The organism is Streptomyces sp. S.PNR 29, assembly GCF_030386795.1.
In the GTDB taxonomy this organism is placed as follows: domain Bacteria; phylum Actinomycetota; class Actinomycetes; order Streptomycetales; family Streptomycetaceae; genus Streptomyces.
This window is the reverse complement of the sequence record NZ_JANUQM010000010.1, coordinates 136,004-159,803: the sequence shown is the minus strand read 5'-3', so window position 1 is coordinate 159,803 and position 23,800 is coordinate 136,004. Positions and strand designations below refer to the sequence as shown.

The following is a 23,800-nucleotide window of genomic DNA, read 5'->3' as shown; positions in this document are numbered from 1 at the left end:
AAAGCCATGGCACAGCTGCGACAAGAGGTCGACCCGGGTGAAGTGGGACTGGATCCGAAGGCTCTGGACCGCCTCGACCAGCACTTCGCCCACCAGGTCGACGAAGGACACCTCCCCGGCTACCTCGTGTCCGTCACCCGCGGCGGACGCGTCGCCCACCTCACCACCCACGGCCACCGCGACCTCGCGGCCGGGCTCCCCGTCGGGACCGACACGCTGTGGCGGATCTACTCCATGACCAAGCCGGTCACCTCGGTCGCCGCGCTCATGCTGGTGGAGGAGGGCCGGCTGTCGCTGGACGACCCGGTCGCCGACCACATCCCGGCCTTCGAGAACCCGCGCGTCTACATCGGCGGCTCCGGCGACGGCACCGAGACCCGGCCGGCCGCCGGCCCGATACTCGTCCGGCACCTGATGACCCACACCGCCGGCCTGACCTTCGGCTTCTACCACACCCACCCCGTCGACGCCCTCTACCGCGCCGCCGGACTGGAGTCCTCCGTGCGTCCCGGCTGGGACCTGGCCGCGACGGTCGACCTGTACGCGAGCCTGCCGCTGCAGTTCGAGCCGGGCACGCAGTGGAACTACTCGGTCGCGAGCAACGTGCTGGGCCGGGTCATCGAGGTGGTGTCCGGACAGCCGCTGGACGCGTTCCTCGCCGAGCGGATCTTCGGGCCCCTCGGCATGGCCGACGCCGGGTTCTGCGTCACGGACGAGCAGGCCGAGCGGCTGGCCGAGCTGTACGGGGAGCGGGACGGCGGCGGCATCGAACCGATCCCCGGATTGCCGCTGCGGGGCCGGCCGCGGTTCCTGTCCGGCAGCGGCGGCATGGTGGCCTCGGCCCATGACGTCCACCGCTTCATGGAGCTGCTGCGACGCCGCGGCGAACTCGACGGCACCCGTCTGCTCGCCCCGCGGACGGTGGACCTCATGACCCGCAACCAGCTGCCCGGCAACGCCGACCTGCGCGCCTTCGGCAGCCGCCCCGCCCACGACGAGCGCGGCAACGACGGCGTCGGCTTCGGTCTCGGCGTCTCGGTGGTGATCGACCCCGCCCGCACCCAGGCGCCCTCCGGCCTCGGCACCTACGGCTGGAGCGGCGTGGCGACCACGACCTTCTGGGTCGACCCGAGCCGCGATCTGACCGTGCAGTTCATGACGCAGGTACGGCCGAAGTCCTCGCACACGACCTTCCCGGACCTCAAGCGGCTCGTGCACGAGGCCGTCAAGGACTGAGCCGCCCGAACCGGACGCCCTCGTCGGCGAGTTCGCGCAGCCACTGACGGGACCGCTCGGCCGTCTCCGCGGCCCGGTTCAGGCCCGCCGGCAGGGAGCCGTCCAGGATGTGGCGGACGCCCAGGGCGAGGGTGCGGGAGACGCAGCGGGCCATGGCGCTCTCCTCCGCGTCGCCCACCAGGTCGAGGAGGCAGCCGTCCGACCACGACAGTCCCTCCGCGCCCCGCACGTCCAGCGACACGGCGAGGACGACACGGTCGCGGTCGGCGTCGGTGGTCGGGTAGGCGTCCGCCAACTCCCGTGCCAGGGCGGCGATCCGTGCGTCGTCGCCGCTCTTCAGCTCCTCGAAGACGCCGTCCCAGGCCCGCAGCCAGCCCGCCAGGCGCAGAGTGCCGCGCACGAACGTCCGTGGCTTCCAGGCGGGCGGCAGGCCGTACTGCTCGACGAACGGGACGCTGTCGCGGTTGGGGTAGACCTCGAAGGCCTCCCCGTCGAGAACGTGCCGCCGGGTGGCCTCCCAGGGGCGCTCGGCGAGGGTCTGCGCGCCGTCCTCGATGTAACGGGCGGGCGAGCGAAGGGCGTTGAGCACGCCCAGGGGCGCCCAGCTGAAGCGGTAGGTGAAGTCGTTCGGGACGGCGGGGACGCCGCCGCAGTACGAGGTGAGGTCGTACGAGGCCGCGGTCGTGTCGCCGACCGCCTCGCGGGCCCGGGCGACCAGGTCGTGCGCGAAGAGGTGGTCGATGCCCGGGTCGAGCCCCGCCTCCGTCAGTACGACGAGCCCCGCGGCGAGGGCCGCGGGCACCTGCGCGAGGACCGCGTCCGAAACATAGCTGGAGCAGGCGAAATGGGCCCGCCGGTCCACGCAGGCGGCCAGCAGCCCGGCGTGTTCGGAAGCGGGCAGCATCGACACGACGACATCGCCGGGCGCCAAGGCTGCCGTGAGCGCGGAGAGCGTGTAGGCGCGGGGTTCGGCGCGTCCCGTCAGGCCCAGCCGGTCGAGGGCGCCGGCCGCGCGGTCCTCGGTGCGGTGCCACAGCCGTACCCGCTCGGCCGTCTCGCACAGCCGGGCCAGGCCGCTGCCCGTGGACAGGCCGGCACCGATCCAGTGCACGGTGCCGCTCGCGGGACTCAGGTCAGACATCACCGAACTCCTCTCCCTCGACACCCAGTTCACGGCAGGCCCGGTGGAAGCTGTCCAGGCAGCGGCCCCACGGCCCGCCGACGCCGAAGTCCAGCAGGTGGGGCAGCAGGGCGGCCGAGAAGTCGGTGCTGGACTCCTTCGGCAGCAGGGACGGCAGGTTGTCGATGGCGATCAGGTCGAGCGGGGGCTCCTTGCGCAGCCGGCGGGCGGGCTCGTCCCAGTCGGTGGTGCGGTCGTAGATCGGCAGGACGTTGAGGGGCGAGCCGACGTCGCAGGTGACATCGCAGAGCGTGCGCAGACGACGGGACGGGTCGTCGAGGTCCTGCTCACGGAGGAAGGGCGGCACCGGGCTGGTGGCGAGGACCGCGTTCACCATCACGTCGTGGTCCAGCAGGGCGCGGCGGTCCAGGTCGCGGGTCTCCTCCAGGTCCCAGCAGGTGGGCTCGACCCCGGCCACGGAGAACGCCACACGCGCGCCCCGGCCGCTGCGGCCGAGAGAGCCGATCACGAGTGCGGTGAAGTCCGCGTCCCCGGCCGCGGGCCGCAGCCTCGCGTCCAGTTCGTCCTTCGTCGTGGGCGTCAGGGGCGCGGCCGTCCTGCCCCGGTGCTGGAGCACCGCCAGGGCCGCGCCCAGATAGCCCGCCCAGAACCCGAAGGCGGCCAGGCGCCGCCCGGTGTCGTCCACCAGGTACTCCACGTCGAACAGCCGCCCTCCCCCGGCGGCGAACCGCCGCAGCAGCTCCGCCGCTCCCGGCTGCCGCTTGTAGGCGTGCCCGAAGTAGAGGTGGCGGTGGACCAACCGGGCCGGTTCGTCGGGGAGTTCCTTCAGGCCGGTGATCACGGCGTCCTCGGGCGCCGAGGTCCACGATCCCGCGGGCGCGACCCGGCAGCCGGCCGCCTCGTACTCCTCGATCGGGAAGATCCGCTGCGGTGACTCCTCCACGGTGAGGGTGACACCGTTCTCGACGAGGCGGCGGGCGTCGGAGGGCACGATCGGCGTGCGCCGCTCGGTCGTACGGACCTCGTGGCGCAGCCACAGATGGAGCTCGGTCATACCAGGTTGGCCTCCGGGCGCGGGGCGTCGGCCGCGAACCGGCCGGCGCTGAGCGGGCTGACGTCCACGAAGGGTACGCGGCCGAGGTACAGGTCGCGGACGATCTCGCCCACGGCGGGTCCCTGGAGGAAGCCGTGGCCGGAGAAGCCGGTCGCGTACAGGAAGCGGGAGGGTGAAGTCGCCTCGCCGATCAGCGCGTTGTGGTCCGGGGTGATCTCGTACAGGCCCGCCCAGCCGCCGGTGCGGCGCAGGTCGAGCAGGGCCGGCGCGCGGTGCTCCATGGCCGCGCACAGCCCGGGGATCCAGCGGTCGTGGGGGTCGGTGGCGAAGCCGGGCGTCTCGTCCGGGTCGGACATGCCGACGAGGAGGCCGGGGCCCTCGCGGTGGAAGTAGAGGCTCGTGGTGAAGTCGATGGTCATGGGCAGGGACGGCGGCAGCCCCGCGACCGGTTCGGTGACCGCGATCTGGCGGCGCAACGGCTCCACCGGCAGGTCCACGCCGGCCATCGCGCCGACGGCCCGCGACCAGGCGCCGGCCGCGCAGATCACCGTGTCGGTGGTGATACGGCCCCGGGTGGTGGTCACCGCGGTGATGGTGTCGCCGTGCCGTTCGATGCCGGTGACCTCGGTGTGCCGCAGGATCCGGGCGCCGTGGCGGCGGGCGGCGGCCGCGTAGCCGTGGACGACGGACTCGGGGGTGCAGTACCCGTCGTCCGGTGAGAACGCGGCCGCCAGCAGCCCGTCGGTGCTGATCAGCGGGGAGAGTTCCGCGGCTTCCTCCGGGGCGAGCATGCGGCTGGGCACGCCGAGGGAGTTCTGCAGCCGTACGCCCGCCTCGAAGGCGGCGACGTCCTCGGGCGTGGACAGCAGGAACAGGTAGCCGACCCGGTGCAGCCCGATGTCGTACCCGGTGTCCTCCTCGAACCGGCCGAACGCCTCCAGACTGCGCGCGCCGAGCAGCACGTTCAGCTCGTCGGAGAACTGCGCCCGCACCCCGCCCGCGGCCTTCGACGTCGAGCCGGAGGCGAGTTCCTCCCGCTCGACGAGGACGACGTCGCGGACGCCGGCGCGGGACAGGTGGCAGGCGATGGACGTGCCCATCACACCGCCGCCGATGACGACGACCGAGGCCTGTGTGCTCACGCGGGCGGCTCCTTCCGGCGGGCGGCCCCGGCCCGGCTGCCGAGGCCGACGCAGTCGTACGTGTCGTACGTGTGGTACGTGTCGTCGTACCAGGAGACCGCCCGGACGCCGTCAGGACCAGTGCGCCACGGCGTCCAGATGCGGCAGGTGGTGGTCCAGTCGCTCCCGCTTCGTGCGCAGATACGTGATGTTGTCGTCGCACGGCGGTATCAGCAGCGGCACCTGCTCGGCGACCTGGATGCCGTGCCGCACCAACGCCTCGCGCTTGCGCGGGTTGTTGGACATCAGGCGGACCGACTTCACGCCCAGGTCCTCCAGGATCCGGGCGGCGACGCCGTAGTCGCGGGCGTCCACCGGCAGGCCGAGGGCGAGGTTGGCCTCGACGGTGTCCAGGCCCTCCGCCTGCAGCGCCATGGCGCGGAGCTTGGCGAGCAGGCCGATGCCGCGACCCTCATGCCCTCTCAGGTAGACGACGACACCGCTGCCTTCAGCGACGACGGCACGCAGCGCGTGGGCGAGCTGGTCGCCGCACTCGCAGTGCTGGGAGCCGAACGCGTCACCGGTGAGGCACTCCGAATGCAGCCGGACCAGAACGTCGTCCGAGCCGATCTCGCCGTAGACCAGCGCGACTTGCTCGTCGCCGCGCTCGTGGTCCATGTAGCCGACCGCCTGGAATTTCCCGTACACCGTGGGCAGCGGTGCATTCACCACGCGTTCCACGTCCGTGCGCTGCGGTGACTTCGTGCCGAGTACGCCAATTTTTTCTGTCATGATCGAGTTCCTAAGCAGTTCCTGCGGAGACGAAAGGCCGTGAAGAAATGAGTGGTTCGAAGACGCGGTCGGGGGCACTCGGTCCGGCGCACGGTCTGGTGCCGGCCGACACCACCGAAGACGTACGGATGCGAGGCGCCGACGTCTCACGACAGGTCGCGGTTCTTCCCGTGGGGAGCTTCGAGCAGCACGGTCCGTTCCTGCCGCTGGCGACCGACACGCTGGTCGCCTGTGCCATCGCGCGGGAGATCGCCGACAGGTATCCGGTGCACCTCCTTCCGCCGGTGACGATCTCCTGCTCGCACGAGCACGCGGCCTGGCCGGGGACCGTCAGCATCTCCTCGGTGACCCTTCATGCGGTGATACGGGACATAGCGGCGTCGCTGCGCCGATCGGGTGTCGAAGCCCTGGTGGTGGTCAACGGGCACGGCGGCAACTACGTGCTGGGCAACGTCGTTCAGGAATCCTCCGCGTGCGGCGAGCGGATGGCGCTCTTCCCGGCCCCGGAGGACTGGGAGGCGGCGCGGGAGCGGGCGGGGGTGGAGACCTCGCTGCTCACCGACATGCATGCGGGGGAAATTGAGACCTCCGTCCTTCTGCACGCTCATCCCGAATTGCTCCGACCTGGTTATGAGACCTCCGACTTCGTCGCCGACGACCGGCGTCATCTGCTCTCCCTCGGTATGTCCGCCTATACCGATTCCGGTGTCATCGGTCGTGCTTCGCTGGGTTCGGCGGAAAAGGGGAAGGAACTTCTGGCGAGCCTGGCGGATTCCTTCGGCGCGTATTTCTCGTTGCTGACCTCCACGGACGACGCGGGGTAGGGCCCGTCGGACGCGTGCGGCTCCGGGGCCGCCGCGGCGGTCCCGGAGCCGGCGCGCAGAGCCGTGTACCAGCGGGCCACGAGGACGAGGACGCCCGGCAGGCTCGCCACGAAGCTGAGCACCCCGTAGACGACGGCGACGGACAGCCCGCTTCCGGCGCCCAGCCCCGCCGCGCCGAACGCCCAGGCGGCGACGCCCTCCCGGGGGCCCCAGCCACCGACGTTGAGCGGCAGCGCCATGGCGAGCAGCGCGAGCACGCCCAGCGGCAGCAGGACGACGACGGAGGCGGAGACCCGCGCCACCCGGGCGGCGAGGACGAACATCGCCAGATACCCGGCCAGGACGACGACGGACGAGATCACGACACCGGGCCAGTTGCGGCGGGACAGCAGTCCCGCACGCGCCTCGCCGAGCGCCGCGCGCAGGGCCCGGCCCCGGCGGGAGGGCGCCCGGTTCATCCGGAACGCCAGGACGACCGCGAGTGCGCCCAGCGCGGCGAGGGCGGCGAGCGGGACGATGTGCCGGGCCTCCGCCAGCACCGGGGACGGCATGGTCAGCAGCACCACGGCCCCGACCGCGGCCAGCGCGAGCTGTCCCGCGGCCCGTTCGATGACGACCGAGCGGACACCGCGGCCGAGGTCGCCGGTGCTCTGTCCGTGCCGCACCGCCCGGTGGACGTCGCCGAGGACGCCACCGGGCAGGGCCGCGTTCAGGAACAGCGCGCGGTAGTAGTCGGCGACGGCCGGCCCGAGCGGCAGCCGGATCCGGAGACCCCGCGCCACCAGCGCCCACCGCCAGGCACTGAACACCGTGGTCACCAGCCCGATCCCGAGCGCCGCCAGCAGCGTCACCCCGTCGATCCGGCGCAGCCCGTCGAGGAGGACACCGGTGCCGAGGCGCCACAGCAGGACGGCGAGGATGACCACGCCGGCCAGGGTGCCCACGTGGGTGCGCAGCGCCTTGAGGTTGAGGGCACGCGTGCGGCGCGCCGCGTCCCCGCGCACCCCCGCGCGCATCACCGGTGCCTCGACGGTCTGCACGCTCACGCCACCCCGTCCGTCGGCCGGCACAGGGCCAGCAGGTCGCTGTGGTGGACCACGACCCGCAACTCCCCTGCGGCGCAGGCCGCGAGACGCTCCTCCAGATAGCGCTCGGCGCGCTCGCGCAGTTCGGGGCGCTGTTCGACGGCCGCGCCGACCCAGCCGCGCAGCCATTGGGCCGTCAGCTCGGACTCGGCGGGGCCGAGCCGCCAGGGGCTCGGGTGCACCAGGACCGTCGCGCCACGCTCCGAGAAGGCCTCGCAGGCCGCGTTGACGGCGTCCGGGCCGAGCAGGCCGGTGCGCCGCTGGTGGGCGTTGAACGCCTCGGTGATCTCGGTGTCCAGCGGGTGGGACGGGGTGAGGTCGACGCGTCCGGCCACCGAGAGCGTCAGCAGGGCGGGAACGCCGGCTCCCGCACAGGCGGCGGCGAGGGCGTCGACCTCCTCGCGGGTGAGGACGTCGAGCAGTGCGGACGCCGTCACCAGCGAGGCGCCGGCCAGGGCGTGCGCGGTGAGGCGGCCGACGTCACCGCGCCGCGTCTCGACCGTGACCCTGCTGCCGTCGGCGGCGGAGCGCGGGGAGGCGACGGCCGCGAAGTGCAGGAGGTAGGGGTCGCGGTCGTGCAGGATCCAGTGCTGGGCGCCGTCGAGCAGGGGGGCGAGCCAGCGCCCCATGGAGCCGGTGCCGCAGCCGATGTCGTGCACGGCCACGCCCGCCTTGCCCGGCAGGTTGGCGAGCCGGATGCGCAGCGGATCGAGCAGGTCGTGGGCCCGCGCGGAGGCGTCGGCGGGCTCCCGCAGCTGAAGCCACTCGGGCGCGTACCGGGGCGGTTCCTCCGGCCCGTCCTCCCGCAGCTTGACGGTGGGCCTCTCGCCGGGGCGCACGGTGGGTCCGGCGCCCGGAATCACGGCGTCTGCGGACTCGGGGGCGTCCTTCGGTCCGGGCTGTGCCGGGATCTTCTCCCCGACCGATGCCGTCTTGCTCATGCCGCCCTCCTGGGCTCGTTCGGCAGCCGGCGCAGTACTCCGGCCAGGCTCTGTGCCGTGGTGGCCCAGCCGTCCAGGGCCACGCGCCGGCTGCGGGCGGCCGCCTTCAGCCGGCGCCGTACGTCCGCCTCGCCGAACCAGCCGCGCAGTTCGGCGGCGATCGCGGCGGGGTTCTCCGGCGGGACGAGGATGCCGGGCACACCGCCGTCGGGGGCGCGTCCGACCGCCTCGGGAAGTCCGCCGACGTCCGTGGCCAGCACCGGGATGCCCCGGGCGAGGGCCTCGGTCACCGCCATGCCGTAGGTCTCGGCGTAGGAGGTGAGGACCATGAGGTCGGCGGCGGCGTAGGTGGCGTCGAGTTCGGCGCCGGCCTGCGGTCCGGCCAGCTCCAGCCGGTCCTGGAGGCCGTACTTGCGGATCAGGGCGCGAAGTTCGGCGACGTACTCGGGTTCCTGTTCGAGGCTGCCCACGCACACGCAGCTCCACGGCAGGTCGGCCGCCGCGGCCAGCGCCTCGACCAGCCGGTGCTGGCCCTTGCGGGGCGTCACCGCGGCGACGCACAGCAGCCGGGAGACGCCGTCGGTGCCGGGGGCGACGGGCGCGATGTCGGCGCCGGGGGCGGCGACATGAACGCGGTCCGGGGCGAGGCCGTGGTGGGAGACGAGGCGGCGGACCGCCCAGTCGCTGGTGCCGATCACCGCCGGGACGGCCCGCAGCACCTCGCGCTCGCGGGCGTCCAGCTCGGCGGCCACGGCGGGTTCGAGGCCGGTCTCGTCGCCGAGCGGGAGGTGGACGAGGACGGCCATGCGCAACCGTTCCGCCTCCGGGACGATGATGTCCGGCACACCGCAGGCGACCAGGCCGTCGAGGAGGACGACGGTGCCGTCCGGGAACTGGCTCAGTGTGCGGGCGAGTTCCGTTCGGGCCGCCGCCCCGGGCCGGGGCCAGTCGCCCGCCACGCTGTGCTTGTGCACCTGCCAGCCGAAGCCGGGCAGGTCCAGGCAGACGCGCCGGTCATAGGCGTTGCCGCCGCTCGGCGCGGACGGGTCGTCGACGCCGCCCGGCATGACGAAGTGCACGGAGCGCAGGGACATGGGGATGATGTCGCCGTTCCGGAGCGCGGGAATCTGCGCGGGGACGTAGGAGAGGGACGCACCGTCGATGCCGGTGCCGGGCCGCTCCAGGGTCGTGTCGGTCACAGCGCACGCTCGTAACTCGCCCAGGCGATGTGCGACTCGTGCAGGGTGACGGAGATGCCCGCGATGCCCTTGGCGCCCTCGCCCAGCGCCCCCTTGTGGATGCGCTCGGCGAGCCGGTCGGCGATGACCTTGGCCAGGAACTCCGTGGAGGTGTTGACCCCGGCGAACTCCGGCTCGTTGTCCAGATTCCGGTAGTTCAGCTCGCTGACGACGGCGCCCAGTTCCTGTGTGGCCAGACCGATGTCGACGACGATGTTGTCCTCGTCCAGCTGCTCGCGCCGGAACGTGGCGTCCACCAGGAACGTGGCGCCGTGCAGCCGCTGCGCGGGTCCGAAGACCTCGCCGCGGAAGCTGTGGGCGATCATGATGTGATCGCGGACGGTAACACTGAACAACGGACGACCCTCCAGGTGCGGCGCGTCTGCTCCCCCGCTTCTCGCTGCGCGGGATGCCGAGTAGTACGGCTGTCTGCCTTCCCGCGTTCAGCGGCTCGTACGTTCTTTTCTCAGGTCAGGCGCCCTTGTCGTACCGGATTGAGCGATTCGTCAACCCGTGTGGCCGTAACGGACACGGTGGCACAGGGCGGGGATCTCGCCGGAGGCCAGCTTCGGGAGCACCTCCGGCAGGTCCTCGAAGGCGGACTCCCCCGTGATGAGGGCGTCGAGCGCCGGGTCGGCGAGCAGGTCCAGGGCGAGGGCGAGCCGGTCGGCGTACGTGCGGCTCGCGCGGGCCGGGGAGACGGTGCCGACCTGGCTGCTGCGGATGACCAGGCGCCGGGAGTGGAAGGCCTCGCCGAGCGGGAGGGCCACCTTCCGGTCGCCGTACCAGCTCAGTTCGAGGACCGTGCCCTCGGCGGTCAGCAACTCCAGGGACCGGGCGAGTCCCTGCTCGGTGGCGCTGGCGTGGACGACGAGGTCGCAGTCGCCGAGGGCGTCGCCGGGGGACGCGAAGCCGACGCCGAGGGCGTGGGCGACCTCGGCCCGCGCCGGATCGGCGTCCACCAGCTGCACGCGGACGCCCGGGAAGCGGGCCAGCAGGGCGGCCACGGAGCAGCCGACCATGCCGCCGCCGACCACCGCGATCCGGTCGCCGACCAGGGGCGCCGCGTCCCAGAGTGCGTTGACGGCGGTCTCCACGGTGCCGGCGAGCACGGCCCGTTCGGCGGGCACGCCGTCCGGCACGGGCGTCACGGCGCTCACCGGGACGACATACCGGGTCTGATGCGGGTAGAGGCAGAAGACGGTACGGCCCAGCAGCCTCTCGGGTCCCTCCTCGACGACACCGACGCTGAGGTAGCCGTACTTCACCGGCCCGGGGAAGTCGCCCTCCTGGAACGGCGCCCGCATGGCCGCGTGCTGGCTCTCGGGCACCTGGCCGCGGAAGACGAGCGTCTCGGTGCCGCGGCTCACCCCGGAGTAGAGCGCGCGGACGAGCACCTCGCCCTCGCCGGCGTCCGAAAGGCCGACGTCCCGTATCTCTCCTTGTCCAGGCGAGTTGAGCCAGAACGCACGTGCTGTGCGCTTCATCGAATTCCTCCTGAACGATCGGGAAGCCGCCCACGTACCGAGTGGTGCACAGGCCGCGCACAAAGTAGCGGCGTTGATCGACTCTGTCACACGGCCGGAGGGTGTTCGGTGGCCCTGAACAACACTTACGACGCGAGGCTCGTACAACAGGAGACCGCCGTGGGCGCGGGTGTGCAGATCCTGTTGCTGGCCCTGCTGGGTACGGCGATCGGCATGGGCCCCGCGGGCTGGCTGACCGGCCTCGCGTTCGCGTTCGCCACCTGGGCGGTGCTCTCCCGGGCCCTGCACCGCTCGCGGCTGCGCAGCTTCGGGCCGGCCAACCGGGTCACCCTCGGCCGGGCCACCCTGGTCGGCGGAGTGACCGCTCTGGTCGCCGACTCCTTCGAGAGTTCGCCGCCCATCTCGCTCTTCGTCGGCCTGACCGCCATCGCCCTGATCCTGGACGGTGTCGACGGCAAGGTCGCCCGCCGCACCGGTACGTCGACCCCGCTGGGCGCCCGCTTCGACATGGAGGTCGACGCCTTCCTGATCCTGGTGCTCAGCGTGTACGTGTCCATGGCGCTCGGCCCGTGGGTGCTGCTGATCGGCGGTATGCGCTACGGCTTCGTCGCCGCGGCCCGCGTCTGGCCGTGGCTGAACGCGGCGCTGCCGCCGAGCACGGCCCGCAAGACGGTCGCAGCGCTGCAGGGCGTGTTGCTGCTGCTCGCCGCCTCGGGTTTCCTCCCGTACGCCGCGACGTTCGCGGTCGTCGCCACCGCGCTGACGCTGCTGGTCTGGTCGTTCGGCCGGGACATCCTGTGGCTGTGGCGGACGTCCCGGTCCCAGGAGGCGTCCGAGGCGGAGCTGCTGACGCTGCTGCCGAAGCGCGAGCCGGTCGCCTCCTGACCCTCAGCCGCCAGGTGACAGCCGGTACACCTTCGACTCCCTGGCCTGGAACCCCAGCCGTTCGTACAGCCGGTTCGCCGCCGTCCGCTCGGGCCGGGAGGTGAGGTCGACGCTCCGCGCCCCGGCCTCCCCGGCGATCCGTACGGCCTCCCGCAGCAGCATCCCGGCGATGCCGCGCCCCCGTGCCTGCGCGTCGACGACGACGTCCTCGATGCGGGCCCGCAGCCCGGACGGCAGGGGAAACATCACCAGGCTCAGGGTGCCGACGATGACACCGTCGGCCCGGGCGACGAGCACCGTGTTCGCCTCGCACCGCAGGATGCGGTCGACGGCCTGGAGGTCGAGGGGCCTGGCGGTGGCGGACAGCTGCGGCAGCAGCCGGCCGAAGGCGTCGACGAGTTCCTGATCGGCGTCCCGGGCGATCTCCACCCGGATGTCCTGGATGTCCATGCGCCGGACCTTATCGGCGCGCAACGCCCCCGCCCGCCGCGACAACGGTCCGATCACGCGGCCGGCCGCCTCCCCGCGTCGAGCAGCACGCCCGTCGCCGAACCGCCGACCAGCACACCCCCGGCGTCTCACCGTCCGCACCCCCCGCCCCTACCCGCGCCCGGCAACACCCCGCCCACCCGGCAACAACCCCACCGCCACAGCCGGCACCGCACCCAGCACCAACCACGGCACGGCCGCAGGCAACCCCGCGTCGAGCAGCACGCCCGTCGCCGAACTGCCGATGAGCACGATCAGGCCGGAGACCGAGGACAGCGCCCCCGTGTACAGACCGAGCCGCCCCTCCTCGGCGAGATCGGGGACCCAGGCACGGGCGACCGGCGCGACCAGCATCTGGCCGAGCGTGAGCAGCACGACGAAGCCCGCCGCGGGCAGCAGCCCGGGCGTTCCCGTCCAGCCTGCGGGGCGGGCGAGGGCGACGGTCGCGAACCCGGCCGCGATGAGCACCAGCCCGGCCACCATGGACCGGCGCAGGCTCAGCCGCTCCCCCACCCACCGCGTGACGGGCAGCTGCGCCGTCACCACCAGCAGCGAGGACAGTGCGAACAGCCAGGCCAGCGCCGCCTGGGAGCCCGTGGCGCGCTGCACCTCGTCGGGCAGGGCGAGGTAGAGCTGGTTGTAGGCGAGCAGATAGGCGCCGTACGCGCAGCACAGCGCCAGGAAGCGCCGGTTGCGCAGCAGCAGCCGTATCCCGCCCCGCACGCGGGTCCGTGCCCGCCCGGGGATGTGCTGCGGCAGCAGCCAGGCGTGCCCGGCGAGCACGAGCACGAAGACCCCGGCGCCGGCCAGGCAGACCGTACGGAAGTCCGCCGCCAGCAACAGCGCGCCCAGCAGGGGCCCGAGGAACGCCCCGGCCTGTCCGGCGACGGTGAACAGCGCCAGGACCCGGGTACGGGAGCCGGCGCCCGTCTCCTCCCACACCACGGCCTGCCGGGCGACCTCGGACTCGACGGCGGGCGAGAACAGCGCGGCGGCGAACCCGATGAGCAGCACGGCACCGACGACCGCCCAGGTCTGCCCGGCGTACCCGAGCCATACGAACCCGGCGATCCGCAGTCCGCAGCCGGCGAGCACCACCGGCCGGATGCCGTACCGGTCGGCCAGCGCCCCGCCCACCACGAAGAGCCCCTGCTGGCTGAAGGTCCGCAGCCCGAGCACCAGCCCGACCAGCCAGCCCGCCATGCCCAGGGACTGTCCCAGGTGTTCCGACAGGAACGGCAGTACGGCGAAGAAGCCGATGTTGAAGGCGAGTTGGGTGAGGATCAGCAGGCGCAGCAGGGGCGAGAGGCGGGTGCGCTCCACCGGAGTCTTCCGCAGTCGGATCGACAGCACGGTCATCGAACACCTGCCAATTGCTGTAGGGACGTTGCTTGTTCGGTCTCCGCCAGGGGTGTACGAGGCCGCGGTCGCCGCCACCGCACGCCTGCCCCGGCCTTCGGCCGGTGGGACCTCCGTCTCGCCGCGTTGGCCGCGGTCACCGCCAGCGCCCCGAGCAGGGCGAGGACGGCTGCGGGGGCGAGGACCGCCCAGGGGGCGCGTTCGGCATAGGGCTGGTTCTCGGCGAGCAGCAGGCCCCACTCGGGGGACGGCGGTCGGGCGCCGAGTCCGAGGAAGCCGAGCGAGGCGAGGGCGAGGGCGACGCCGGGCAGGCGCAGCAGGGCGTGGCGGGTGACGGGCGGCAGGGCGGCGGGCAGCAGTTCGTGCCGCAGGAGGTACCAGCGGCCGGCACCCAGACCGCGGGTGGCCGTCAGGTGCAGGGCGGCGCGCTCCTGCCGCAGCAGCGCGGAGGTGTGCGCGGCGAGCGGAGCCCAGGCGACGACGGTCACGGCGAGCGCGGGCGTGGCGGTACCGCCGCCCGCGACGGCGGTGACGAGCAGCGCGGCGAGCACGGGCGGTACGGCGTTGACGGTGTCGGCGAGCGGCCCGGACAGCCGGGGTACGAGGCCCAGCAGCACGCCGGCGACCAGGGCGGCCGCGGTGATGGCGAGGGCGAGGAGCAAGGTGCCGAGGGCGCCGTGGGCGACCCGGGCGAGCAGGTCCCGGCCGAGCGCGTCGGTGCCGAAGGGGTGGGACCAGGAGGGGGGTCGGAGGCGTTCGCCGGTGTTCAGGGCGAGCGGGTCGCGGGGCAGGCCGAGCGCGACGACGGCGAGCAGGGCGGCGCCGTACAGCAGGGGCAGGGCCCGGCGGGCGGGCGGGGCCGGCCGGTGCAGGGTGGGCAGGGCGCCGTCGCGCAGGGCGGGGCCGATGAGCAGCCGGGTCGCCAGGCGGGTGACGCCGGTGGCCAGGGCGGCGAGGAGGACGAGGGCGAGCGTGCCGGCCTGGAGCACGGGGAGGTCCTGGGCGAGGGCGGCCTGGAGGGTGGTGCGGCCGAGGCCGGGGATGTCGAAGATCTGCTCGACGGCGACGGCCCCGCCGGTCAGGCCGACGACGAACAGGCCGAGGTTGGGCAGCAGCGCGGGCAGGCAGCGGCGCAGCGCCTGACGGGCGACGGACCGGCCGGGGATGCCGCGGGCGGCGGCGGCCTGCGCCCAGGGTTCGTCGAAGGCGCCGGGCAGCAGGTCGTCGAGGAGCCGCCCGAGCACGGCCCCGGCGGGCAGGCCGAGGGCGAGCGCGGGCAGCACCGTCCACTTCGGCCCGTACCAGCCGAGGGCGGGCAGCCAGCCGAGCTGGACGCCGACGACGGTGGCGAGCACGGAGGCGGTGAGGAACTCGGGCAGCGCGGCGAGGACCGCGGAGCCGGTGCCTCCCCTGCGGGACCGGCCGCCGGTACGGAGCGTGCGGGCGCACACGAGTCCCGCGGTGACGGCGGCGACCGCGAGGGCCACCGCCATCAGCAGCAGGGACACGCCCAGCGCCTGCAGCACGGCGGGCGTGACCTCGGCGCCGGAGATCCACGACCGTCCGGCGTCCCCGCGCACGAGGCCGCCCAGCCACTGCCCGAGCAAGGACAACGGCCCTTGGTCTAGACCGAGTTGGTCACGAATGTCGGCCAGTACCCCGGGCGTGGGGTCGCGGTCGGCGGACCGGGCCTTCAGCACGGTGAGCGCCGGGTCGGTGCGTGTCAGCCAGGGCAGCAGACCGATGCCGCACACGAGAGCAGCCGCGAGCGCGGCACGCCACAGAACCTGTCGCATCGTTCAGCGCCGCGTTCCGGTGCCGACCAGGGTCCGCTCGTACGGGTCGAGGAGCACGCCGCTGACCGAGGCGCCGACGCCGGTGATGATGCGCTGGTGCACCAGCGGCACCACGGCGTCGCTGCCGAGGATCGCCGCCTCGGCCGTCATGGCCGCGTCCTGCCGCTTCGCGGGGTCGGCGGTCTCCTCGGCCTTCGCCACGGCCCGGTCGACGGCCTTGTCGCACAGCTGGGCGATGTTGAAGCCGCCGTCGCAGGTGTAGTCGCCGGCGAGGACGGCGACGGGGTCGCCGGTGTCGACGAGGGTGTTGCGGGCGAGGACGAACGCGTCGAACTTCCCCTCCAGCGCGTCGCTCTCCAGCCGCGAGTACTCGCGCACATCGAGCTTCACCTCGAACCCGGCCTTCTCCAGCTGCTGCTTGAGCACCTGGGCGACCTCGGGCAGCTCGGGCCGGTTGTCGTACGTGGCGAGGGTGAGCCGCGTTCCCTCGGGCGCCGTGGCCCGCGCACGCCCCACCGGCTGCTTCCGCTTGCCCTCGGCCCAGGTCACGGCGGGCCCGTAGACACCGCCGCCGGGGTCGGCGTGGCCCTCATGGACACCCTTGGCGAGCGCGGAGGTGTCGACGGCCTCGCGGGCGGCGGCCCGGAGCCCGGGGTCCTTGAAGGGCCCGGACTCGGCGTTCAGGAGCAGGCTCGTGGTGCGGGTGGTGGCGGTCTCCCTGCGAGTCTCCTTGTCCAGGGTGGCGGCCTGGGCGACGGGCACCGCCTCGGCGATGTCGAGCTGCCCGGTGCGCAGGGCGTTGGTGCGGGCGGTGCCGTCGGCGATGAAGCGGGCGTCGATGCCGGAGGCCTGGGCGCGGCCGCCCCAGTAGTCGTCGAAGCGGTCGAGGGTGGCGGCGGTGGTGCCGGTGACCTGGGTGATCTCGAAGGGGCCGGTGGCATGGCCGACGGGGTCGACGCGGTCTTGGCGGTCGTACGCCTTCGCCGCGAGGATGGCGAGGCTCGGGCTCGCCAGACGCAGGGGCAGGACGGGGTCGGGCCGGGCGGTGGTGATCCGCAGGCCGCGGCCGCCGTCGGCCTCGGCGGTGAGACCGACGCCGGAGAGGGCGGCGGGCGCGGGCTTCGCCTTGGTGGCGTGGGTGAGGGAGGCGGCCACGGCGGACGGGGTGACGTCGGTGCCGTCCTGGAAGGTGGCATCGCGCAGGGTGAACCGCCAGGTGCGGGCGTTCTCCCGGCGCCAGGACTCGGCGAGTGCGGGCGCCGCGGCACCGTTGGCGTCCAGGGAGGTCAGGCCCTCGGTGACACCGAGACGACTGAGGAGAGTGGCGTCGGCGCCGTACGGCGAGAAATTCTCGGCGGGCGGGAAGGCGAGGGCGACGCGCAGCCGGGAGCCGTCCTGCGCCCCGTCCGCGCCGTCGGCGCCGCCGCCGGAGGCGAAGCAGCCGGTGAGAAGCGGAACGAGGGCGAAGGCCGCGAGCAGCCTCGTACGAGAGAGCACCATTGGTCACCGCCCCATCGGTATCTCGAAGTGCAGAACGCCGTTGCCGCCGCCCGGATCCTCCCGCTCGTCGTGCACGACCTTGCCGAGCGACCGCCAGAAGGCCTCAGCGCCCGGAACGGACGGATCGGTGTGCAGATAGACGGAGCGATAGCCACCCTGCGCCTCCGCGAACGCGAGCAGCTCCTCGACCAGGCGCCGGGCGAGGCCGCGCCTGCGGTGGCCGGGGCGGACGTACACCCGGCGCAGCTGAGCGGTCTCGCCTGAGGGATAGCGCTCGGCGAGGTGGCGCGGGTTCGGCGGGTGAGCCGGGCCCCTGGAGTCCAGGGCCGCGGTGGCGACGACGTCTCCGCCACGCGCATCGAGCGCGACGAGGAGGGTGTGGCGGGCCGAGGCGAGATAGGCGGCGGACGGGTCGATGATGTCGCCGTGCCAGTGGGGCACGTAGCCGGTGCCGAAGTCACGGTAGACGGTGTCGAGCATCACCGCTCGCGCACCGTCGAGGTCTTCCGGGCCGGCCACCCTGATGCAGTAGTCACGCACCTGCACATTATATGCATTAAGCGGAACCCAAAGATCAGCCCCCCCTCACCCCAAGCGCCGACAAAACCCAACTGCTCTGACTTGACAGCAGCTTGACCGCTCCTGAAGCCTAGCCACATGACATTCATTTTCAGAAACAGTACGGAGCGGTGGTGCGGGTAGCGTTCGTCGGCAAGGGCGGCAGCGGAAAGACCACGCTGTCGGCCCTCTTCTCCCGCCATCTGGCAGGCTCCGGCGCACCGGTCCTCGCCATCGACGGCGATATCAACCAGCACCTGGCCGAGGCGCTGGATCCTGACGAGGAGCCCATGGTGGCCCCGCCCCTGGCGTCGCACCTGGGCGAGATCAAGGACTACCTCCGCGGCACCAACCCACGCATCACCTCCCGCGAGGCGATGGTCAAGACGACCCCGCCCGGACGCGGTTCACGCCTGCTGCGCCTGCTCGGCGACGACGAACTGCACGCGCGGCACGTCGGACGGGCGGGCGGCGTACCGCTGATGGTGACGGGCGAGTTCGACGAGAGCGACCTCGGCGTGGCCTGCTACCACTCCAAACTCGGCGGGGTGGAGCTCTACCTGGGGCACCTGGTCGACGGCCCCGGCGAGTACGTCGTGGTCGACATGACCGCCGGCGCGGACGCCTTCGCCTCCGGCCTCTTCACACGCTTCGACATCACCTTCCTGGTGGCGGAACCGACCCGCAAGAGCGTCTCGGTCTACCGCCAGTACCATGACCACGCGCAGGAGTTCGGCATCCGCCTCGCGGTCGTCGGCAACAAGGTGACCTGCGAGGACGACCTGCTCTTCCTCAAGGACCAGGTGGGTGACGACCTCCTGACCCACCTCGTGCACTCCTCCTGGGTCCGCTCGGCGGAACAGGGCCGCGCCGAGGGCGAGTTGGAGTCCCACAACCGGCACGCCCTGAACATCCTGCGCGAGACCGTCGACTCCCGCCCCAAGGACTGGCCGGCCCTGCACCGCCACGCCGTGGAGTTCCACCTCCGCAACGCCCGGGCATGGGCGAACGCGGCGACGGGCCAGGACCTGGCGGCCCAGGTGGACCCGGACTTCGTACCGGGCCCGGCGGCACTGGCCTGACACCGGCCTCTTCCGGCAACCCCTCTTGTCACAACCGAACCACCGATCAGACAGGACACCCCCTACATGTCTCTCGACGTCTCCCCGAATCTCCTCGCCGAAGCCGAGAACGGTGACATCCGCGAGGACGACTTCGTGGACACGGTCCGCACGTCACTCCCCTACGCCTACGATCTGATCGCCTCCCTCGCCGCCGACCTCAAGGGCGGCACCGCCGAGTTCACCGACAACCAGACCCCTCCCCCGTCCGAGCAGGAACGCGGCCAGCTGCTGCGCGCCCTCGCCAGCGACGCGATCCGGGGCAGCCTGGAACGCCACTTCGGCATCAGCCTGGCCTTCCAGAACTGCCACCGCGTGGCGGCGTTCCGGCCGGAGGCGCGGGGTGGGGAGACGCACGCACGGTTCACTTCGGTGCGGGCGCAGGTGCTGAATCAGTCGCCTGAGTTCAGGGACTGCTGAGCCGGGACTCCCCGATGTCGCGAGACGAGGCACGGAAAGCTGTACAACCGCAATCGGACGGAGGACGTGGGATGTGCGGGAGTGGCTGTACCAGTTCGAAGACGAGCTTCGATGGCTCGCACACGTCTCTGGCGGAGAGGAGGTCAGCGGGCCGACGCTCCTGAGGTCCACCGCGATCTGCCGCGTCAGGCGCCGGCGCGCCGCCCTCGGCCTGTACCCACCTGATCGGCGATGAGGATTGGCCATTACTGCCTGCCGCTATGGACTGCGCATCGCCGAATTTCCATACTCGTCCCCACTCGACTCCTGGGAGGGGACGCATGAACCGTCGCACAGGGAGCCGCCTCGCCACCGTCTTGGCCGCAACGGCGCTGGCCGCAGGCGTCTCGCAAGCACCCGCCGGCGCAACTCCGTGGCCAGTCGACGGTGTCAGCACCTCCGGCTGCGTCGAAGCGGACGGCCAGTACGAGTACGAGAAGACAGGAGAGCCCGACCGGTACACGGCCTCCTACTGGATCAGCGTTTCGACGACCGGACGGTGCAGCGGCTCAGTGGGCGGCCACCTGCGTATCCGCTACAAGGAATGGCTCGGCTCCTTCTGGGAGACGCACGACTGGGAGACCATCGCCTCCACGCGGGGGGACGGTGTCGGCTCGGACACCCTGATCGAGGTCAAGGACGTCCGCTTCCTGGTCTGCGACTCCACCGCCAGCCGGCCGAACTACAACTGCAGCTACGTGTCCTGACCGGCCGCGCCGCCAGGTGCAGCAGATGAAGGGTGTCGTTGACATCGTCAACGACACCCTTCACACAGAACGTCGCACGAGCGTCACGAACCGTCCCCCGTCGTCCAGCCACGGAAAGTGCCCCGCCCCCGGCTGGACGACCAGCTCGGCGTTCGGGAACAGGGCGGCGTACTCCGCCATCACCTGGGGCGGCGCCGCCACGTCCGCCTCGCCGGCGAGTACGAGTACCGGGGCCTGAAAGTCGGCGAGTACCGTGCGGGTGGTGTCCGGGGAGAAGGCGCCGTCGGAGGCGTACACGGCCGCCGCCTCCTGGTTCCTCTGTCTGTCCTCGGCCTCGCGGAAGGCTTGCGCCTCCTTGTCCCAGCGGGCGAACCAGAAGGGGGCGATGGCCTGCCACGCGTCGGGAGTCGCCCGCCCCTCGGTGACCGCCTCCAGGGACGCGTACGCCGAGGGGAACCAGGGTTCGTCCCGGCGCAGGCGTGCCGTGCGCAGGCGGTCGTCGGCGGTGATGTCGATACCGACCGCGAACACACTCGGGGTGATCAACGCGAGCCCGGCCACGCGGTCCGGGTGCTGAGCCGTGTAGAGAGCAGCCAGGTTGGCACCGGCGGAGTGCGCCAGGAGGTGAAGCCGGTCCAGGCCCAGCTCCCGGCGGAGAGCCTCCACGTCGGCGACCTGGCGGTCGCAGCGGTACGTCGCCGGGTCCGCCGGTGCCGCCGAGCGGCCCGTGCCCCTGAGGTCCAGCCGGATCACCGTGCGGTGGGCCGTCAGGCCGCCGAGGTCGCCCAGGTAGACCGAGTCCTGCATCGGGCCGCCGGGGAGGCAGACCAGCGGCGGGCCGTCACCGGAGACGTGGTAGGCGAGCGTGGTGCCGTCGGGGGCGGTGAAGGTGGGCATGGCGGGGAGCCTGTCAGCGCGCGGCACCCGAAGCAATCGGATTTCCCGGCCATGCACCACCCCTTGCCTCCGCTGGGCCGGGCGGCCCCGACCGGAGCCGGCGCATGGCCGGCGGGCCGCGCGGTGAACGTGCCGCGCCCCTGGGTGCGGCTGCGCAGCCGCGTCGCGTAGCCGAACAGTTCGGCCAGCGGCACGGTGGCCGTCACGACCGTGGCGCCGGCCCGCGTGGCCGAGCCGGTCACCCTGCCACGCCGGGCGGCCAGGTCACCGAGGACCCCGCCCACCGCGTCCTCGGGCACGGTGACCGTGACCTCGACGACCGGCTCCAGGAGGACCATCGCGCAGGCGCGCAGGGCCTCGCGGTGGCCGAGGCGGCCGGCCGTGCGGAAGGCCGTCTCCGAGGAGTCCTTCACATGGGTCGCCCCGTCGGTGAGCGTGACGCGGAGCCCGGTGACCGGGTGCCCGCCGAGCGGCCCCTCGGCCAGGGCGTCCCGGCAGCCGGCCTCGACGGCACGTACGTACTCCTGCGGCACCCGCCCGCCGACGACCGTCGAGCGGAACTCGAAACCTCCGTCGGAACACGGCTCCACATCGAGGACGACGTGCGCGAACTGCCCGGCCCCTCCGTCCTGTTTGACGTGCCGGAACAACCAGACCGCGCACCCCGCGTGCCGCCGTCTCGCGGTAACTCACCCGGGGGCGGCCGACGCCGAGCTCCAGCCCGTGTTCGCGCCGGATTCTCTCCGCCGCTACCTCCAGGTGCAGTTCGCCCATGCCGGACAGCACCGTCTGGCCGGTCTCCGGGTCGGTCCGCACGGCCAGCGACGGGCCTCGACCGCCACGGACACGACCGGCTCGGCCGCACCGGGCGGCTCCAGGACACTGGTCACGACTGCGCACCGCCGGACCATGGGCGGCGCGTGATGCGTGGTGAGTGCAGGGAACCGGCGAGCGGCGCGGCACCCGGTTTTCACCCGAGCGGTTCCCCCCGGGCACGATCTCCGCAACCCTGCCTACCCTGGACCTGTGGCTCGTTCCAATGACGAGGTCGCCGCGCTGTTCCAGGAGTACGCGGACCTGATCTCGATCACTGGTGGGGACGCGTTCAGGGCACGCGTCTACGAGAAGGCTGCCCGCGCGGTCGGCGGCCACCACGCCGACGTCTCGACGCTGGACGTCAAGGGCCTCCAGGAGATCCCCAACGTCGGCAGGTCGATCGCCGAGAAGATCGTCGAGTACGTCCGTACCGGGAGCGTCTTGGCCGTCGAGGAGCTGCGGGCGAGGATTCCCGCCGGTGTGCGGCGACTGACGGCCATCCCGACGCTCGGCCCGAGGAAGGCGCTGATGCTCTACGAAGAGCTGGGCATCTCCTCCATCGACGAGCTCGTCGACGCCGTGCACGAGGAGCGGCTCCGGGACCTGAAGGGCTTCGGCCCCAAGACGGAGCAGAACATCCTGCACGGCATCGGCCTGCTCCAGTCCTCCGGCGACCGCGTACTGATCGACGTGGCCATGGACGTCGCCGAGGACATCGTCTCCGCGCTCTCCCGGGTGACCGGCTGCCGGCGGTGCGCGTACGCCGGGTCGCTGCGCCGCGTCCGCGAGACCATCGGGGACATCGACGTCCTCGCCGCGGCGCCCCGGTCGCAGCCGCTGATGCGGGCGTTCACCGAACTGCCGTACGTCAGCGAGGTCATCGCCGGCGGCGAGGCGAAGACGTCCGTGCGCACCACCAAGGGCCTGGCGGTCGATCTGCGTGTCGTCCCGCCGGACTCCTGGGGCGCGGCGCTGCAGTACTTCACCGGTTCGAAGGCGCACAACATCCGCACCCGCGAGCTGGCCGTGCACCAGGGGCTCAAGCTGTCCGAGTACGGGCTGTTCGACGTCGAGAGCGGCACGAAGATCGTCTCCGAGACCGAGGAGGAGGTCTATGCCCGGCTCGGACTGCCGTGGATCCCGCCGCCGCTGCGGGAGGACCGTGGGGAGATCGAGGCCGGTCTCCGTGGTGAGCTGCCCGACCTGGTGGAGGAGCGGGACATCCGGGGCGATCTGCACACGCACACCGACCTCACCGACGGTCTCGCCCCGCTGGAGGAGATGGTCGCCGCGGCCGCCCGGCGCGGCTACGCCTACTACGCGATCACCGACCACGGTCCGGACATGGCCATGCAGCGGATGACCGACGAACGGATCCTGGCCCAGCGCGCGCAGGTACGGGAACTCGACGGCGCGTACGGCGGGCGAGGCGGACGGAGCGGGCGCGGTATGCGGCTGCTGCACGGGGCGGAGCTGAACATCGGCCCCGACGGCGACGTGGACTGGCCGCAGGAGTTCCTGGCCGGTTTCGACCTGTGCGTGGCCTCGGTGCACTCGCACTTCAACCAGGACCGCGAGGCGATGACCCGGCGGATGGTGCGGGCGTGCGAGAACCCGTACGTGCACATCATCGGCCACCCCACCACCCGCATCCTCGGCAAACGGCCGGGGGTCGACGCCGACCTCGACGCCGTCTTCGCCGCCTGCGCCCGCACCGGCACCGCTCTGGAGATCAACGCCCATCCGGACCGGCTGGACCTGCGCGACCAGGACATCCTGCGGGCGAAGCGGCACGGGGTGAGGTTCGCCGTCGACAGCGACGCCCACGCCACGGTCCACCTCGCCAACATGCGCTACGGCGTGGGCAGGGCACAGCGCGGCTGGCTCACCAAGGACGACGTGATCAACACCTGGCCGGAGGCACGGCTGCGGCGCTTCCTGCACAAGGAGCGGGCGCAGCGGCACGCCAGGGCCTGACGCCACCGACCGCGCTACGGATCGCCCGAGGAGTCAAGGCGGCTCGCCGACGATTCATGCAGGTCGGAGGGCCATGACGAAGCAGAGCACGCACCCTGTGCAGTGTGATCTGCATCACTCACCGGAGGCGTGTTTGAACCTTGCACATTTCCGCAAATTTTTGTTGAAGCCTCTACCTCTGACTGACTGCCAGTTCGTGCGGGGTGGCGCAAACCGGGGCGCGGGTGGCGAACGGTGGCGCTGCGCGACTGCAAATCGACCAGGAGTGCGGCGTGAATCGGAGCGTACGGGTCCGCAAAATCACGTGGCTGCCGGAC

At 72.6% G+C, this 23,800-nt stretch carries 21 protein-coding genes and 2 pseudogenes; 7 read left to right on the top strand and 16 right to left on the bottom strand.

What is annotated here, in order from left to right; translation table 11 throughout:
• Positions 1-6: 6 nt before the first annotated feature.
• Positions 7-1,236, top strand: coding sequence for a serine hydrolase domain-containing protein (locus tag NW895_RS26215; RefSeq protein WP_289938523.1), 1,230 nt, complete (start codon positions 7-9; stop codon positions 1,234-1,236).
• Here NW895_RS26215 and NW895_RS26210 read toward each other — a convergent pair.
• The 4 genes from NW895_RS26210 to ribA form a co-directional block, all read right to left on the bottom strand.
• Positions 1,226-2,377, bottom strand: coding sequence for a saccharopine dehydrogenase family protein (locus NW895_RS26210; protein WP_289938522.1), 1,152 nt, complete (start codon positions 2,375-2,377; stop codon positions 1,226-1,228). The genes NW895_RS26215 and NW895_RS26210 overlap by 11 nt on opposite strands.
• Positions 2,370-3,431 (bottom strand): saccharopine dehydrogenase, encoded by a 1,062-nt coding sequence (locus NW895_RS26205; RefSeq protein WP_289938521.1) that lies wholly within the window; start codon positions 3,429-3,431, stop codon positions 2,370-2,372. Before NW895_RS26205 ends, NW895_RS26210 begins: the two co-directional genes overlap by 8 nt.
• Positions 3,428-4,573 (bottom strand): FAD-binding oxidoreductase, encoded by a 1,146-nt coding sequence (locus NW895_RS26200; RefSeq protein ID WP_289938520.1) that lies wholly within the window; start codon positions 4,571-4,573, stop codon positions 3,428-3,430. The genes NW895_RS26205 and NW895_RS26200 overlap by 4 nt, the downstream gene beginning before the upstream one ends.
• Before the next feature lie 111 nt (positions 4,574-4,684).
• On the bottom strand, positions 4,685-5,344 hold the full coding sequence (ribA, locus tag NW895_RS26195) for a GTP cyclohydrolase II (protein WP_289938519.1): 660 nt from the start codon (positions 5,342-5,344) through the stop codon (positions 4,685-4,687).
• Positions 5,345-5,391: 47 nt separating this feature from the next.
• On the opposite strand from ribA, the pseudogene NW895_RS26190 reads away from it, so the two are divergent.
• Positions 5,392-6,063 (top strand): annotated as a pseudogene (locus NW895_RS26190) (creatininase family protein); the annotation flags it as partial.
• On the opposite strand, the gene NW895_RS26185 reads toward NW895_RS26190, so the two are convergent.
• The 5 genes from NW895_RS26185 to NW895_RS26165 all read right to left on the bottom strand — a co-directional run bounded on the left by NW895_RS26185 (position 6,036) and on the right by NW895_RS26165 (position 10,919).
• A complete protein-coding gene (locus NW895_RS26185) occupies positions 6,036-7,184 on the bottom strand; it encodes a lysylphosphatidylglycerol synthase transmembrane domain-containing protein (RefSeq protein ID WP_289938739.1) in 1,149 nt (382 codons plus the stop codon). The pseudogene NW895_RS26190 and the gene NW895_RS26185 sit on opposite strands and share 28 nt — an antisense overlap.
• A gap of 26 nt (positions 7,185-7,210) precedes the next feature.
• Positions 7,211-8,194: a class I SAM-dependent methyltransferase gene (locus tag NW895_RS26180; RefSeq protein WP_289938518.1), complete on the bottom strand. Its 984-nt coding sequence runs from the start codon at positions 8,192-8,194 to the stop codon at positions 7,211-7,213.
• Positions 8,191-9,393, bottom strand: a complete 1,203-nt coding sequence (locus NW895_RS26175; RefSeq protein ID WP_289938517.1) for a glycosyltransferase family 4 protein — start codon at positions 9,391-9,393, stop codon at positions 8,191-8,193. Before NW895_RS26175 ends, NW895_RS26180 begins: the two co-directional genes overlap by 4 nt.
• Entirely contained in the window at positions 9,390-9,788 is a 399-nt protein-coding gene (locus tag NW895_RS26170; protein ID WP_289938516.1) for a 6-carboxytetrahydropterin synthase, read from the bottom strand. Before NW895_RS26170 ends, NW895_RS26175 begins: the two co-directional genes overlap by 4 nt.
• Positions 9,789-9,938: 150 nt before the next feature.
• A complete protein-coding gene (locus tag NW895_RS26165; protein WP_289938515.1) occupies positions 9,939-10,919 on the bottom strand; it encodes a zinc-binding alcohol dehydrogenase in 981 nt (326 codons plus the stop codon).
• A 108-nt stretch (positions 10,920-11,027) separates the two neighbouring features.
• On the opposite strand from NW895_RS26165, the gene NW895_RS26160 reads away from it, so the two are divergent.
• Positions 11,028-11,804 carry a CDP-alcohol phosphatidyltransferase family protein gene (locus NW895_RS26160; protein ID WP_289938514.1) on the top strand — a complete coding sequence of 259 codons (777 nt, stop codon included), beginning with the start codon at positions 11,028-11,030 and terminating at the stop codon, positions 11,802-11,804.
• Between the two features lie 3 nt (positions 11,805-11,807).
• Here NW895_RS26160 and NW895_RS26155 read toward each other — a convergent pair whose 3' ends face one another.
• The 5 genes from NW895_RS26155 to NW895_RS26135 form a co-directional block, all read right to left on the bottom strand.
• Positions 11,808-12,254, bottom strand: a complete 447-nt coding sequence (locus NW895_RS26155; RefSeq protein WP_289938513.1) for a GNAT family N-acetyltransferase — start codon at positions 12,252-12,254, stop codon at positions 11,808-11,810.
• Between the two features lie 150 nt (positions 12,255-12,404).
• Positions 12,405-13,652, bottom strand: a complete 1,248-nt coding sequence (locus NW895_RS26150) for an MFS transporter (RefSeq protein WP_289938512.1) — start codon at positions 13,650-13,652, stop codon at positions 12,405-12,407.
• Entirely contained in the window at positions 13,649-15,448 is a 1,800-nt protein-coding gene (locus NW895_RS26145; RefSeq protein ID WP_289938511.1) for an ABC transporter permease subunit, read from the bottom strand. Before NW895_RS26145 ends, NW895_RS26150 begins: the two co-directional genes overlap by 4 nt.
• A 3-nt stretch (positions 15,449-15,451) precedes the next feature.
• On the bottom strand, positions 15,452-16,948 hold the full coding sequence (locus NW895_RS26140; protein ID WP_289938510.1) for an ABC transporter substrate-binding protein: 1,497 nt from the start codon (positions 16,946-16,948) through the stop codon (positions 15,452-15,454).
• Positions 16,949-16,951: 3 nt separating this feature from the next.
• Positions 16,952-17,488: a GNAT family N-acetyltransferase gene (locus NW895_RS26135; protein ID WP_289938509.1), complete on the bottom strand. Its 537-nt coding sequence runs from the start codon at positions 17,486-17,488 to the stop codon at positions 16,952-16,954.
• Between the two features lie 152 nt (positions 17,489-17,640).
• Between NW895_RS26135 and NW895_RS26130 the strand changes: the two genes are divergently transcribed.
• The 3 genes from NW895_RS26130 to NW895_RS26120 all read left to right on the top strand — a co-directional run bounded on the left by NW895_RS26130 (position 17,641) and on the right by NW895_RS26120 (position 19,793).
• Positions 17,641-18,588: an ATP-binding protein gene (locus NW895_RS26130; RefSeq protein ID WP_289938507.1), complete on the top strand. Its 948-nt coding sequence runs from the start codon at positions 17,641-17,643 to the stop codon at positions 18,586-18,588.
• 66 nt (positions 18,589-18,654) lie between these two features.
• On the top strand, positions 18,655-19,047 hold the full coding sequence (locus NW895_RS26125; RefSeq protein ID WP_289938506.1) for an SCO5389 family protein: 393 nt from the start codon (positions 18,655-18,657) through the stop codon (positions 19,045-19,047).
• 320 nt (positions 19,048-19,367) lie between these two features.
• The gene (locus tag NW895_RS26120; RefSeq protein ID WP_289938505.1) at positions 19,368-19,793 is read left to right on the top strand and encodes a hypothetical protein; all 426 of its coding nucleotides are present in this window, start codon (positions 19,368-19,370) and stop codon (positions 19,791-19,793) included.
• A 60-nt stretch (positions 19,794-19,853) separates the two neighbouring features.
• Here the strand turns inward: NW895_RS26120 and NW895_RS26115 are convergent, their stop codons facing one another.
• Both NW895_RS26115 and fusA read right to left on the bottom strand, forming a co-directional pair.
• The gene (locus tag NW895_RS26115) at positions 19,854-20,690 is read right to left on the bottom strand and encodes an alpha/beta hydrolase (protein WP_289938504.1); all 837 of its coding nucleotides are present in this window, start codon (positions 20,688-20,690) and stop codon (positions 19,854-19,856) included.
• A gap of 92 nt (positions 20,691-20,782) precedes the next feature.
• Positions 20,783-21,571 (bottom strand): annotated as a pseudogene (fusA, locus tag NW895_RS26110) (elongation factor G); the annotation flags it as partial.
• Positions 21,572-21,716: 145 nt separating this feature from the next.
• Here fusA and polX point away from each other — a divergent pair.
• A complete protein-coding gene (gene polX, locus NW895_RS26105; RefSeq protein ID WP_289938503.1) occupies positions 21,717-23,483 on the top strand; it encodes a DNA polymerase/3'-5' exonuclease PolX in 1,767 nt (588 codons plus the stop codon).
• Positions 23,484-23,800 lie beyond the last annotated feature (317 nt).

Coding starts and splice junctions, on each gene's coding strand:
- NW895_RS26215 (WP_289938523.1), top strand. CDS start 7: ATGGCACAGCTGCGACAAGAGGTCGACCCGGGTGAAGTGGGACTGGAT.
- NW895_RS26210 (WP_289938522.1), bottom strand. CDS start 2,377: ATGTCTGACCTGAGTCCCGCGAGCGGCACCGTGCACTGGATCGGTGCC.
- NW895_RS26205 (WP_289938521.1), bottom strand. CDS start 3,431: ATGACCGAGCTCCATCTGTGGCTGCGCCACGAGGTCCGTACGACCGAG.
- ribA (WP_289938519.1), bottom strand. CDS start 5,344: ATGACAGAAAAAATTGGCGTACTCGGCACGAAGTCACCGCAGCGCACG.
- NW895_RS26185 (WP_289938739.1), bottom strand. CDS start 7,184: ATGCGCGCGGGGGTGCGCGGGGACGCGGCGCGCCGCACGCGTGCCCTC.
- NW895_RS26180 (WP_289938518.1), bottom strand. CDS start 8,194: ATGAGCAAGACGGCATCGGTCGGGGAGAAGATCCCGGCACAGCCCGGA.
- NW895_RS26165 (WP_289938515.1), bottom strand. CDS start 10,919: ATGAAGCGCACAGCACGTGCGTTCTGGCTCAACTCGCCTGGACAAGGA.
- NW895_RS26155 (WP_289938513.1), bottom strand. CDS start 12,254: ATGGACATCCAGGACATCCGGGTGGAGATCGCCCGGGACGCCGATCAG.
- NW895_RS26150 (WP_289938512.1), bottom strand. CDS start 13,652: ATGACCGTGCTGTCGATCCGACTGCGGAAGACTCCGGTGGAGCGCACC.
- NW895_RS26145 (WP_289938511.1), bottom strand. CDS start 15,448: ATGCGACAGGTTCTGTGGCGTGCCGCGCTCGCGGCTGCTCTCGTGTGC.
- NW895_RS26140 (WP_289938510.1), bottom strand. CDS start 16,948: ATGGTGCTCTCTCGTACGAGGCTGCTCGCGGCCTTCGCCCTCGTTCCG.
- NW895_RS26125 (WP_289938506.1), top strand. CDS start 18,655: ATGTCTCTCGACGTCTCCCCGAATCTCCTCGCCGAAGCCGAGAACGGT.
- NW895_RS26120 (WP_289938505.1), top strand. CDS start 19,368: ATGAACCGTCGCACAGGGAGCCGCCTCGCCACCGTCTTGGCCGCAACG.
- NW895_RS26115 (WP_289938504.1), bottom strand. CDS start 20,690: ATGCCCACCTTCACCGCCCCCGACGGCACCACGCTCGCCTACCACGTC.